This is a genomic window from Mariniflexile maritimum (assembly GCF_009746565.1).
Classification (GTDB): Bacteria; Bacteroidota; Bacteroidia; order Flavobacteriales; family Flavobacteriaceae; genus Mariniflexile; species Mariniflexile maritimum.
Map to the genome: position 1 here is coordinate 351,837 of NZ_WRPN01000001.1, position 13,108 is coordinate 364,944.

General features: G+C 38.0%; 11 protein-coding genes. 3 read left to right on the plus strand and 8 right to left on the minus strand.

Annotation, left to right across the window (positions count from 1 at the left end):
- Window positions 1–93 precede the first annotated feature (93 nt).
- The 5 genes from GQO80_RS01470 to GQO80_RS01490 form a co-directional block, all read right to left on the minus strand.
- Window positions 94–2,859: a gluzincin family metallopeptidase gene (locus GQO80_RS01470; RefSeq protein WP_232333094.1), complete on the minus strand. Its 2,766-nt coding sequence runs from the start codon at window positions 2,857–2,859 to the stop codon at window positions 94–96.
- Between the two features lie 143 nt (window positions 2,860–3,002).
- A complete protein-coding gene (locus GQO80_RS01475; RefSeq protein ID WP_157206421.1) occupies window positions 3,003–3,692 on the minus strand; it encodes an LOG family protein in 690 nt (229 codons plus the stop codon).
- Between the two features lie 61 nt (window positions 3,693–3,753).
- A complete protein-coding gene (gene uvrA / locus GQO80_RS01480) occupies window positions 3,754–6,588 on the minus strand; it encodes an excinuclease ABC subunit UvrA (protein ID WP_157206422.1) in 2,835 nt (944 codons plus the stop codon).
- Between the two features lie 98 nt (window positions 6,589–6,686).
- A complete protein-coding gene (locus GQO80_RS01485) occupies window positions 6,687–7,154 on the minus strand; it encodes a septal ring lytic transglycosylase RlpA family protein (protein ID WP_157206423.1) in 468 nt (155 codons plus the stop codon).
- Window positions 7,155–7,291: 137 nt separating this feature from the next.
- Window positions 7,292–7,663, minus strand: coding sequence for a hypothetical protein (locus GQO80_RS01490; protein WP_157206424.1), 372 nt, complete (start codon window positions 7,661–7,663; stop codon window positions 7,292–7,294).
- A 219-nt stretch (window positions 7,664–7,882) separates the two neighbouring features.
- Here GQO80_RS01490 and GQO80_RS01495 point away from each other — a divergent pair, with 219 nt between their 5' ends.
- Window positions 7,883–8,404: a hypothetical protein gene (locus GQO80_RS01495; RefSeq protein WP_157206425.1), complete on the plus strand. Its 522-nt coding sequence runs from the start codon at window positions 7,883–7,885 to the stop codon at window positions 8,402–8,404.
- 145 nt (window positions 8,405–8,549) lie between these two features.
- Here GQO80_RS01495 and GQO80_RS01500 read toward each other — a convergent pair whose 3' ends face one another.
- A complete protein-coding gene (locus GQO80_RS01500) occupies window positions 8,550–9,266 on the minus strand; it encodes a hypothetical protein (RefSeq protein WP_157206426.1) in 717 nt (238 codons plus the stop codon).
- A 238-nt stretch (window positions 9,267–9,504) separates the two neighbouring features.
- Window positions 9,505–10,104, minus strand: coding sequence for an acyl carrier protein phosphodiesterase (locus GQO80_RS01505; protein WP_157206427.1), 600 nt, complete (start codon window positions 10,102–10,104; stop codon window positions 9,505–9,507).
- A gap of 77 nt (window positions 10,105–10,181) precedes the next feature.
- Here GQO80_RS01505 and glmM point away from each other — a divergent pair, with 77 nt between their 5' ends.
- Window positions 10,182–11,576 carry a phosphoglucosamine mutase gene (gene glmM / locus GQO80_RS01510; protein WP_157206428.1) on the plus strand — a complete coding sequence of 465 codons (1,395 nt, stop codon included), beginning with the start codon at window positions 10,182–10,184 and terminating at the stop codon, window positions 11,574–11,576.
- A 75-nt stretch (window positions 11,577–11,651) separates the two neighbouring features.
- On the plus strand, window positions 11,652–12,209 hold the full coding sequence (locus GQO80_RS01515; protein ID WP_157206429.1) for a DUF4256 domain-containing protein: 558 nt from the start codon (window positions 11,652–11,654) through the stop codon (window positions 12,207–12,209).
- Here GQO80_RS01515 and GQO80_RS01520 read toward each other — a convergent pair.
- A complete protein-coding gene (locus tag GQO80_RS01520; RefSeq protein ID WP_157206430.1) occupies window positions 12,198–13,079 on the minus strand; it encodes a lysophospholipid acyltransferase family protein in 882 nt (293 codons plus the stop codon). The genes GQO80_RS01515 and GQO80_RS01520 overlap by 12 nt on opposite strands.
- Window positions 13,080–13,108 lie beyond the last annotated feature (29 nt).

Below are 13,108 nucleotides of genomic sequence, written 5' to 3' on the forward strand. Positions count from 1 at the left end.
GTATAATTAAAAAATATGCGGTGTTTTTTAATATCAACTAATAAATATTTAATAAAAAACAGTATTTAAAAACAATAATACAATAGATTGCGGTTAATACCAGCGCCTTCTAAACAAACCAAAAAGGGCCTGTGGATCGACGGTGAATTTAAAACGTATTTTTTGGTCGTAGTGGGGTTGACCTATTTCCCAACCTAAATTGGAATACAATGGGAAATATATTTCAAAATAATCGGTTACTAAATTAACCCGAATGCCCGAATCGTAAACAAATTTGGCATCTTCATTTTTACTTTTAACAAGGCCCATATCGCCGTAAAGCAGCACGTATTTCCATAAGGTTGTGCTAATATTTGCGGTTGAAATCCATTGGTTTGCATAAGGGGTTTCTAGTTTTGACTTAAAGCCACCTTCGGCATCGATGAATTGCTGACTGAAAATACCGGATGCTTCAGAACGACCTAAGTAGGGATATTCAAATAAATAATCGGTGGGCCTATCCAAAGCAAAACTAAAATATGAAGAGTTGGGATTGTTGCGGTTACTTAAAAATGCGCCCGTAAAAAAACGCAGGTTTAATTGCCTGTTGCTCTCAAACAAGCGTCGGTATTCATAATTGAAGGATAGTTTGCTGAATGTTTTGGCAATTTGTAAATCGGTGTACCATTTGCTGAAATTTATTAAGTTGTCATCCGAATCAATATAGCGTGCGTTAAAAACATTGTAGTTGGGCTCGGTGGTTGTAAATACGTTGTTAAGGTCTTTGTCCCTGTTAATATCAATATACCTGAAAGTTAGTGCTTGCTTTTTGTTTGAACGCAGGTCGTTGTTTTCGCGAAACATAAAACTTAAGGATGGTATTATTTGGCGCACAAAAAGGTCGGGGGCATACGAAACATAAGCAGTACCAATGCCGTAATTTATGGAATAGAGCGAGCTCGTATTCTCTAAATGATGAGACATGGACACAAACGCCGAACCTGTGATGGTTCTGGATTTTAGTGAATACTGCGGTTCAAATTTATAATTGAAAAGTTTTCTTAAAATGGTTTTGTTGTACATTTTAACGCCCAGGTTTACACCATCGTAAATATTGTTGAATTGCAGTATGGGCATTAAGAACACTTGGTTGTAATTGGGGTCTTCCATGTCCTTAAACAGTCTGAACTGCAAAGGTTTGTTGTTAAAAAAGAAGCCTTTTAGCGATTTCCAATTATCGCGCTCATTAATTTCGGGAATAACGTTGTTATAGTTTAAAACCAGTTTGTTGGCTTCGTTTCTAGGGATGGTGAATGTTTTGCTATTTGAAATGTTTTCAATCCATATTTTTGAAATAATGCTGTCGTTTTTTAGCGTGTATAGCGAAATTGGCATGCTATTATCGCGTTTGTTCTTAACGGTTAGCGTTATGGAATCGGGTGTTTTTACAACATTTTTTATTTTGAAGTCAATTTTTTTTCGGGTATTCAGATAATCGGAAAAAAACCAATCGATATTTTTATCGGTTCTGGCCTTTAAAAAGGTTTCAAAATCGGTTGTTGATACCGGTTTCAGCTTGTTTTCGATAACAAAGTTTGATAAACCGTTGGCCACAATATCATGGTTGATAAAATCGCCCAAATATTTTAAACCCACTCCAGCTTTATATTTGTTGGCAATGCTATAATTGAATTTTAACAACGAATCTTTTGCCATGGTTAAAGGCTGGTCTTGGTTGGTTCTTGCCATCATCATATATCCCAAAATGTACTTGTCGTTAAAATCCATATCGGCGGCATGGAATGAGCGAATGCCCCAAATTTTTGCCAACGAGCCTAAAAACTTCATGTTTGGGTAATGCTCGTTCACATAATTCATCATAAAATATATTTGGATGCCATCGAGCAGCCATTGATCGGTTCTTGGGTTAACTAATAGCGTGTTTTCCAAGTAATTATGAAGTGCCACTTTTAACAATTTAAGCTCGTATTGAAAGTGGTTGGGATAGGGCTTTATAAAGTTGGGCAGAAAATTTAGTCCGTAAACGGGGTCTTTTTCATAATCAATCTCGGTCAAAAGAAGTTTGTTTTGTGGGTAATTGCCAAAGTTTTTATGAATAAACTTAGTTATTTTTTCAGTGATTAAAACTTTTTCTATCATTTCCAGACCTTCATCGTTGATATTGGAAATAATTGAAAAGCCATCAGACTCAATGGTATTGAAATTGGAAACTTTGCTTAAAAACAATTTACTGTTGATGCTTTTTTTTGCTTGGAGTGTTACGATGTGTTTATTGTCAAGCTTCGTCTCGTTGCTAATATCCAATTCAGAGGTTAATTTGTAACCTTTGGGAAATTCAATTTCAATGGTAACATCGGAAGGCGGAATGAAAAGGTCGTCCAAATCCTTATTGCTGTAATAATGCCATTTGCCGTTATAAACAGCGGGCGTAATGTACCAATACCTTAAATTCAAATCGCCAGTATTTGTTATTCCGTAGCCCGTAAATTTATCGCTGGGTATTTGTACCAAGTATTCAAGTTGGAGGCTGTAATTTGCATTAGGCTTTAAAGGTTCCAAAAGTTCAACCTGAACCACATCTCCTTGGTTTTTAAGCTGATGGAACTCCAGATCTTTCCCTTGTTGTTTGATGGCGGTTATAACCGAAAAACCGCGTTCATTGTTCTTTGCCAAGTGAAAATCGTTTTTGTATTCATCGGCAATTCTTAAAGCAAGGGGTGTTTTTTTGGTGGCATAACTGTTGTTCCAATCGTTTAAGTATATGGTCTGTAATTCGTCTTGGGTGGTGTTTTGGTACTGTATGGTCTGTACTATCTTAATTTGCTTGTTTTCAATATCAAAAACAGCCTTTATGTCCAATTTATTTTGACTAAAGCCAGCACAACACACAAAAACACACAGAAAACAACTTAAGAGACGAAAATTCAATTTATAGTTTAAACATTAAAGGTTAATAATTCATAAGGCGCTGCAATATAGTAAAATAACGTGGTTGGGATACGTTAAAAATTGGGGCTTAAACCAGATTCTTTGTAGAAGGCATCCAATATTTCGATAACTTCATCTTCAGTATCAACCAAATGGATCAAATCCATATCGCCTGCGCTAATGTTTGCAAACGAATCCAGTAGGGTCGTTTTTATCCAGTCCAAAAGCCCTTTCCAAAACGAGGTTCCCACTAAAATAATTGGGAATTTTTCAATTTTATGGGTTTGTATCAAGGTGATGGCTTCAAACAACTCGTCTAATGTGCCAAAACCACCGGGCATGACCACAAAACCTTGCGAGTATTTAACAAACATGACCTTTCGTACAAAGAAATAATCAAAATCCAAGCTTTTATCCGAATCGATATACGGATTGTCGTGCTGTTCAAAAGGCAGTTCTATATTTAAACCTACCGAGGTACCGCCAGCAATATGCGCTCCCTTGTTGCCAGCTTCCATAATGCCCGGACCGCCACCCGTTATTATGCCGTAGCCTGCTTCTACGATGCGTTTTGCAATACTTTCAGCTAGTTTATAGTTGGCGTGGTCTGGTTTTGTTCTAGCGGAACCAAATATGGAAACACAAGGTCCAATTTTACTTAATTTTTCATAGCCGCTAACGAATTCGCCCATAATTTTAAAAATGGCCCAGGAATCGTTTGTTTTTATTTCATTCCATGCTTTTGAATGTTGTTCTCTTCTCATAGTTGTTTGGCTGTTTGGTTGTTTGGTTGTTTTGGTTTTGCCGTTAATAAGCTCATAAGTTTTAATTCGTTAATTCCTTCTTCAAAAATTTTGCCGTATAGCTTTTTTTATGGCCTGCAACTTCTTCTGGTGTTCCTTCCACAATAATTTGTCCGCCACCATTTCCGCCTTCATAACCAATATCAATAACATGGTCAACGGTTTTTATAACGTCTAAATTGTGTTCGATAATAAGTACGGTATTGCCTTTATTGGCCAATTTGTTCAGTACGATGAGTAGCACACGGATATCCTCAAAATGCAGGCCTGTTGTTGGTTCATCCAATATATAAAAGGTGTTGCCGGTATCTCTTTTTGATAGTTCGGTAGCCAATTTAATCCGTTGTGCTTCCCCACCGGAAAGCGTGGTGCTTTGTTGCCCCAAGGTGATGTAGCCCAAACCAACATCCATGATGGTTTTAAGCTTATTGTGTATTTTTGGAATATGTTCAAAGAACGAAACGGCTTCATCAATGGTCATGTCCAACACATCGCTGATGCTTTTTCCTTTGTACCGTATCTCTAGGGTTTCTCGGTTAAAACGTTTGCCTTGGCAGGTTTCGCACTCTACATACACATCGGGCAGAAAATTCATTTCAATAACACGCAAACCGCCACCTTGGCAAGTTTCGCACCGGCCTCCCGGAACATTAAAACTGAAACGGCCTGCTTTATACCCACGTATCATGGCTTCGGGGATTTTTGCGAACAAGCTGCGGATTTCATCGAAGGTTTTGGTATAGGTTGCCGGATTACTTCGTGGCGTTCTGCCAATGGGCGATTGGTTAATATCAATCACCTTATCGATATGCTCCAAGCCCGAAATGCTTTTATAGGGCATTGGTTTTTTAACCCCGTTAAAATAATGGGTGTTGAGGATGGGATATAGGGTTTCGTTGATTAAGGTCGATTTGCCACTTCCCGAAACTCCGGTTACGCCTATCATTTTTCCTAAAGGAAATTTTACAGATACGTTTTTTAAATTATTGCCCGTACAGCCTTTAAGTTCGAGGAACTTGCCATTGCCTTCGCGCCGTTTTTTTGGGATTTCAATCTTTTTTGCACCACTTAAATAATCGGCAGTTAGGGTATGGTGCGTTAAAAGTTCCTTGGGCGTGCCGATGCTGATAATTTCCCCACCGTGTTTTCCTGCCCTGGGGCCAATATCGATAACATAATCGGCACGTTCAATCATGTCCTTGTCGTGTTCGACCACAATAACCGAGTTGCCAATATCACGAAGTGACGCTAAAGAATTAATCAGTTTTTCGTTATCGCGCTGGTGCAAACCAATACTGGGTTCGTCTAAAATATACAGAACGCCCACCAATTGCGAGCCTATTTGTGTTGCCAACCTGATGCGCTGTGCTTCGCCACCTGAAAGTGATTTTGAGCTTCGGTTTAATGATAAATAATCCAAGCCAACATCCAACAGAAACTGCAATCGGGCTTTAATTTCCTTTAAAACCTCTTCGGCAATTTTAAATTGCTTTTCCGATAAATGGTTATGTAAATCATCAAACCATGCGGTGAGTTCACTAATATCGGCATTAGCAAGTTCAGCGATATTTTTATTGTTTATTTTGAAGTAAAGCGACTCTTTTTTTAATCGTGCGCCATCACATTCCGGACATTTCACCTTGTCCATATAATCCTTTGCCCAACGCTTTAACGAAGTCGATTCGGCCGTTTTGTATTGGTTTTCAATAAAATTGGCAACCCCTTCAAAATCTATTTTATAATCGCGGGTTACGCCCAATGTTTTACTTTCAACCGAAAACTTTTCATTGCCACCATACATGATCATTTTTTTTGCAGCTTCGGGAATATCTTTATAGGCATCGGTTAACTTGAAGTTGAAGCGTTGCGCAATGGTTTCAAACTGTTTGAAAATCCAACTGCTTTTTTCTGGCCCGTGGGGCGCTAGGGCACCGGCTTTAATGGAAAGCGATGCATCTGGAACTATCTTCTTTTCGTTGACCAAATAAAGCGTCCCTATGCCATTGCAGGTGTCGCAGGCACCTTTGGGCGAGTTGAACGAAAAATTGTTTGGTTCAGGATTTGGATATGAAATGCCCGAAGTAGGGCACATTAAGTTGCGACTAAAATAGCGCGTTTCGTTGGTGTCCTGATCTAAAACCATCAGCACGTCCTCACCGTGGTACATGGCAGTATTAATGGTTTCCGTGAGGCGTTTATCATTTTCCGAAGCATCATCAACAACCAATCTATCAATAACAATTTCAATATCGTGCATTTTGTACCGATCCAGCATCATGCCTTTGGTAATGTCTTTTATCTCGCCATCGGTTCTTACTTTTACAAAGCCCTGTTTGGCTATCTGCTCGAACAGTTCGCGGTAATGCCCTTTTCTGGAACGCACCACGGGGGCTAGAATATTGATGCGTTTACCCTTAAAATCGCTGATGATGAGTTCTTTTATTTGTTCATCGTTATAGCTTACCATTTTTTCGCCCGAGTTATAACTGTAAGCATCACTGGCACGGGCGTAGAGCAACCGCAGAAAATCGTAAATTTCGGTAATGGTGCCCACCGTTGAGCGGGGTGATTTACTGGTGGTTTTCTGCTCGATGGCAATAACGGGCGAAAGACCATCAATTTTATCTACATCAGGACGTTCCAAACCGCCTAAAAACTGACGCGCATAGGCTGAAAAGGTTTCAATGTAACGGCGCTGTCCTTCGGCATAAATAGTATCAAACGCCAACGACGATTTGCCACTGCCCGATAAACCAGTGATAACTACCAGTTTTTCGCGGGGAATGGATACATCAATATTTTTTAGGTTGTGGACTCTAGCTCCTTTTACTTCAATAAAATCGTCGAATTGGCTCATAAATTATAGACAAACTGCCTGTTTTGCAGACAGGAGTGCAAAGTTACGGTTTTAGTTGTTAAAAAGATGTGAAGATTTATCGTGAAAATTTAAAGCAGCTACTCTTCAATAATTTCAATGGTTACGTTTAAAAAACCAGGGAGTTTGCAGTTGGCAATATCCATAAAGGCTTTTTTGGATAGGTCTATTTCCCTGCCTTTTGTAAATGGGCCACGATCATTTACGGTAACAATTACAGATTCATTATTAAGTGGGTTTGTAATTTTTAATTTGGTGCCGAATTTCAGGGTTTTATGGGCTGCGGTGTACAAGTTGTTATCAAATTTTTCGCCACTTGCGGTTTTTCTGCCATTGAATTTATCGTGATAGTATGAGGCGTGAACACCCTCTTTATAAAGCGTGTAGGATACAACCGAGGAGTCTATCGCGATGCTATCGGTTAAAACCGAATCTTGTTGCACCCCCAGATAAAATGTGTTGTTTTTCTTTATTATATAAGAAGACTTAAAGCTGCTAAAAAAGATAAGCAATACTATAAAACCTATAACTTGGGCAGCTAACTTCATGCATTTTTTTTATTTAATTTCTTATCAATCAAAACAATATATTTTACTTATACGGGCCATTGCATATTTTAGACGTTTGATTTTTCAAAAAAAAACGTGCTTAAAGCATTTCAATTATTTATTGTAAATGGTTACTACTAATTTGCTTGTAACAGTTCACCTGCGGCAATGGCCTTTGTGTAGTTTGCTTTAACCTGTTTTTGAAATCCGAAAAACTTGGTTTTATCCTCTTTTTCTAAAAGTACGTGTGTTAAGCCCTGGTTGTTTTTGATAATTTCCTTTACTACTACACGTTTTCCGTGCACACTTTTGTAATTTGCTAGATGGCCTCGCTTTGCAATGGTATTCAATTTCGGAAATTTAATGTGGTTGTAGGTAGTGTTTGAGGTTGCATTAATAATTAACACAGTGCCAACTTGTGGTTCGTTTTGTACGCTATCAATTGATTTTGTGTTGTTTGCAAAAACAAAAGTGGTAAATGCACACAATAAAAATATAATTTTTTTCATCACCTAAAATTTTATGTTGTCATTAATGTTGCTTGCTAAAATAGTAGGATGACCCTAATTTTTCGGGCTACTTTGCAAATATTTAACTATTCTATGGTATTGTGGCCATGTAAATGTTAACAAAACGGAGTGTTTATTGGCAATTAAATTTTAAGTTTTTTGAGATGTGTGATATAATTTATTATAATTGTAAAACAGAAGAAAATCAACATTACAATTATGAAATTATTAGGAATAGGATCAAGAATTAATCATGCTACATTTGGAAAAGGCGTAGTAACCAACGTAACATCCCAGCATTATTGGGTAACTTTTATTGATAATGGATTGGAAACCATTGATTTGGATAGCTCTTTTGAAATTATTGAAGCAGCCGATGGCGATGTGGATACCGTTAGTTTTTTTGATATTGAAAGTAGCTTGGTAAACATTTTAAAAAAATGGAGTGATGCCAGTGAAATTGTGCCCATTGCCGATAAATACAAAGAGGGAAAACTAATTTTAGAACCTGCGGATACGAATTTAAAACCCTATGAACTGCCCATTGACACGTTTTTTCATAAAATAACCATGGTACGCGATCGGTTACGGGTAATGGAACAGCGCATAAATGCCAGCGATTTGGATGAACAAGGAAAAATAGACTTACAACAATACATCACCAGAATTTATGGCAGTTTAACCAGCTTTAACGTGTTGTTTAAATCTAAAAGTCAACAATTCGTAGGGCAGAAGGGGTAGATTTTAGAGTTTTAGTATCGTTTTTAGAGGAATAAAAATTATTTCTATTTTTATTATTTGCTGCTTTGCATCTTGGCGCAAAAAAAAAAAAAATTTAGACCGTGAAGACGGAATGTTGAATTGCAAAAAACTGCAACTAATGGCTTTAAAACGTTCCTTTAATATGGCTTATTTCTAAACCAAAAATACCCATTTTATGGAATACCGGTAATTGAGCTCCGCTCTCGGTAGTGGTCCAATCGCTCCAAGTAGCCGTTAAACCATCAATGGGCAGTATGGAAACCCACATTTGGAAACTCATGGGTTTGCCAGAACCATCAAAGTGCCACAAATAGGAATCGCCGGGGGTGGTTCCGCCGCTTTTATAGGTTACCAAAAGGGCCTCTTTTTGGTTTTCTAAAGTTACTAGGCGGCGTTCGGTACCCGAATCAAATACTTTGTAGGGTGCAACCAACCAAAACGAGTCGTTGTTAAAATAGGTAATGGCTTTGGCAATAAGTTCTTCTGCTAATTCGCCGTCAACCCTAAAACTATGCACAAACGCTTTGTTTTGCGAAGCATCGTTAAAATTGAGGCTTACCTTGTATTCTTTCCAGTAAACATCACAGGTTTTTTTTGCTTTTTTCCATTTATAATGGTGCTTTTTTTTAAAGGTCCATTCCAAGTATTTGGTATCTTTAAAGGCTTTATAATTTAGTGCTTCAAGCATGTTGGTTGCCAAACTATCGGCCTGCTTCCCTTGAACACCAATGGGTAACTCTTCATTATATTTAAAATAAGCAAACCCAAAAAACAGGAGGCTGGGTAGCGTTAAAAACACAATAACGCCTACTATTATTTTTATGAGTCTTTTAGGTTTCATTAAAAAAATATTATATGAATATGCTAAATATAATAGCTAAATTATTAATTACTAATTCTTTAAACTAATAAAAAGATTAAAAACCGACAGCAGTATCATCCTTTCGATAATCGGCAACACCTTCTAACGGTTCGTCCTTTAAAACAAGTATTCTATCGACCGCACTAATTACAGGTTCATATTTTACAGGTATGTTACGGCTTCTAATAAATTATTGCAAACTACACATGTAACATTGTTAAATATTTCTGTTATTCAATGTGTTTAATGTTTGTTTTGAATATTGAATCAGCGCATCAAAAAAAATAGAGAACTCGGTTTCAAACTCCTCGTAAAATTGTTTTAGTTCTAAAATAGCTTGGTCCATGCCCGAACGGTTTTTGGTACGCCTATTCATGCCTTCTAAAACTCTTGAAATCCCATCAAGGGTCGCGTAACTTAGCAACCAGTTGTCGGTCATCATATAAGGCATCATTTTTTGTATGCGCAATGGCAACAGGTCATAATGTGTTTCTAAAGAACTATAAAAATTTTCAACATAGGTTTTTAATGGAATGTCGCAATAGGTGCTCCAGTTTTTAGCCAAAAAATGGTCGTAAAGAATGTCCACGATAATGCCCGAATAATGCCCATATTTTTCATGTAACCGTTTGGTACTTTGCCTAACAATGTCGTGCGAATCGGTAAAGCTATCAATATGTCTGTGCAACAAAATGCCCATTTGTATGGGCACGGGATATTTTTTGTACGATTGCCCTTTAATACCGTCGGCAATAAAGTTTCCAATGGTAACCAATTCGTTTTCTCCTGAAAGATAAATATGTGCTAAGTAATTCATTTGTGAAATTTACGAATTCCTTGTTAAGATTTACGGTTTTGAAATGTTATATTTGCCTTGTAATTTCAAAACATACTATGACACTCATAAAATCGATTTCAGGAATTAGAGGAACCATTGGCGGAACCGTTGGAAACAATTTAACACCTATTGATGCAGTAAAATTTGCAGCAGCCTATGGCGTTTGGCTAAAGCAACAACGCGAAAAAGACACGCATAAAGTGGTCGTGGGCAGAGATGCGCGCATTTCGGGAGCCATGATTCAAAACTTGGTAATGAATACCTTGGTAGGCTTGGGCATTGATGTGGTTGACTTAGGCCTTTCTACAACCCCAACCGTTGAAATGGCCGTACCCATGGAGCATGCCGATGGCGGTATTATTTTAACAGCAAGCCACAACCCCAAACAATGGAATGCCTTAAAACTATTGAACGACAAAGGCGAGTTTTTGGATGCTGTTGAAGGTGCCAAAATTTTGGAAATAGCCGAAAGCGACCAGATGAGTTTTGCCGATGTGGATCATTTAGGGAAAATAACCAAGAACAAAGCCTATATCGATTTGCATATAATTGAAGTGCTCGATTTACCCTTGGTAACCGTTCAGGCCATTGAGGAAGCACGGTTTAAAGTGGTGGTAGATGGCGTAAATTCTACCGGGGGCATTGCCATCCCGTTGCTTTTGGAACGCTTGGGCGTAGAAGTTGTAAAATTATATTGCGAACCCAACGGGCAATTTCCGCATAACCCAGAACCTTTAAAAGAGCATTTAACCGATTTATCGGAAGCTGTAAAAAAACACCGTGCCGATTTTGGTATTGTGGTCGATCCAGATGTGGACAGACTAGCGTTTATGGATGAAAACGGCGAAATGTTTGGTGAAGAATATACCTTGGTAGCCTGCGCCGATTATGTATTAAGCAAAACCCCAGGCAACACCGTAAGCAATATGAGTTCTACCAGAGCGTTGCGCGACATTACCGAAAAACATGGTGGTACCTATGAAGCCAGTGCAGTAGGCGAGGTGAACGTGGTTAAATTAATGAAGAAAAATAAGGTTGTAATTGGTGGCGAAGGTAACGGCGGCATAATTTATCCCGAATCGCATTATGGGCGTGATGCCCTTGTGGGTGTAGCGCTTTTTTTAAGTTTATTGGCCGAAAGGAACATCTCGGTCAGCGAGCTCAGAAAAACCTATCCAAATTATTTTATGAGCAAAAAGAAAATAGAATTAACACCCGGTTTGGATGTGGACGGTATTTTAAAAACCATTGAAAATAACTATAAAAACGAGCAATTAACCACTATTGACGGTGTTAAGATAGATTTTGCTGAAAGTTGGGTACACCTTCGCAAAAGCAATACCGAACCCATCATTAGAATTTACACCGAAGCAAAATCGCAAACGGAAGCCGATGCATTGGCAGATAATTTTATTGATGAAATCGGAACAATTGCAAAAAGTAAATTATAACAGCATATAGGTATAATTGTTTTTGGGGTGGTTTACTAAACAAAAACCTAACAACCAATAATTTTAGGAAAGGTAATGTTAAAAAAACTAACAGACGAAAAGCAATTAGAGCTTCTGGACATTCTTAAAACACGTTTTGGGAACAACAAAAAGCGTCATGAAAATCTGGAATGGTCCAAAATACAGGCTAAACTTGAAAGCAATATTGAAAAACTAGGAACGTTGCATGAAATGGAAATAACTGGGGGCGAACCGGATGTGGTTGCTTATGAAAAGACTACGGACACTTATATTTTTTATGATTGCTCTGCCGAAAGTCCTTCCGGGCGCAGAAGCCTTTGTTATGATGATGGAGCCTTAAAATCCAGAAAAGAAAACAAACCAAAAAGCAGTGCAGAAGCTATGGCTCGCCAAATGGGCCTTGCGCTTTTAAACGAAAACGAGTATAGATATTTACAGCAATTAGGGAATTTTGACACTAAAACATCGAGTTGGTTAAAAACGCCCGATGGTATTAGAAATAGGGGTGGCGCCATTTTTGGCGATTTTCGATATGATAGCGTATTTATTTACCACAATGGAGCAGAATCTTACTATGCTGCCCGTGGGTTTCGGGGTTCGTTAAGGGTTTAGTTTTTTCCGATGCTTCCACCGCTTATGCGTCCAAAAATAGTATTCTGGGGCTTCATATATTTGCTTTTCCACTTCGCGTAAAAACATATCGGTCAATTCATAATCCTTGTATTCATTAGGGTTTTCGGCAAGCAGTATCACTTCGGCTTCATAAAAGCCACGTTTTACTTTATTTACTTTTAAGTAAACGGTGGTTAAATCCAGCTTTTTGGCCAAGCGTTCAGCACCCGTAAAACAGGGTACTTCTATGCCCATAAACTGTCCCCAATACACCTCTTTGGTGAGTCGGGGCGATTGGTCGCTTAAAAAACCCGTAATGCTTTTGATGCCCTTGGCTTCCATGTCGTTAATAACTTGGATGGTTTCCTTGGTGCTTATCAAATTGGTATTGAACTTTGAGCGTATATTTTTAACCAGAGCATCAAAATACCTGTTTGCCAATCGTTTATATACGGCTAAGCCTTTAAAGTTGATGTAATTTTGTATCACGATGGACCATTCCCAACTGGCATAATGCCCAAAAATTAGAATGACACTTTTGTTTAAACCTTCCAACCTCTGGAACTCCTCGGGGTTTTGTATTTTAAAGCGTTTTTTTAGTTCTTTCTCAGAAATGGTCATGGTTTTAGCCATTTCCAAAAACATGTCGCACAAATGTTTGTAGAATTTCTTTCTAATGGTGAAAATGTCATGTTCAGTCTTTTCAGGGAAAACAAGTTTTAAATTGTTGGTTACTACGGTTTTACGATAACCAATAACATGGTAAAGTAGTATATATAGCCCATCGGAAATAAAATATAAAATCCGAAAAGGCAGAATGGAAATAAACCACAAAAGCGGATAAATAAGAATATATGCTAAAAAATGCATGAATTAATTTTAGATTTGCAACAAATATA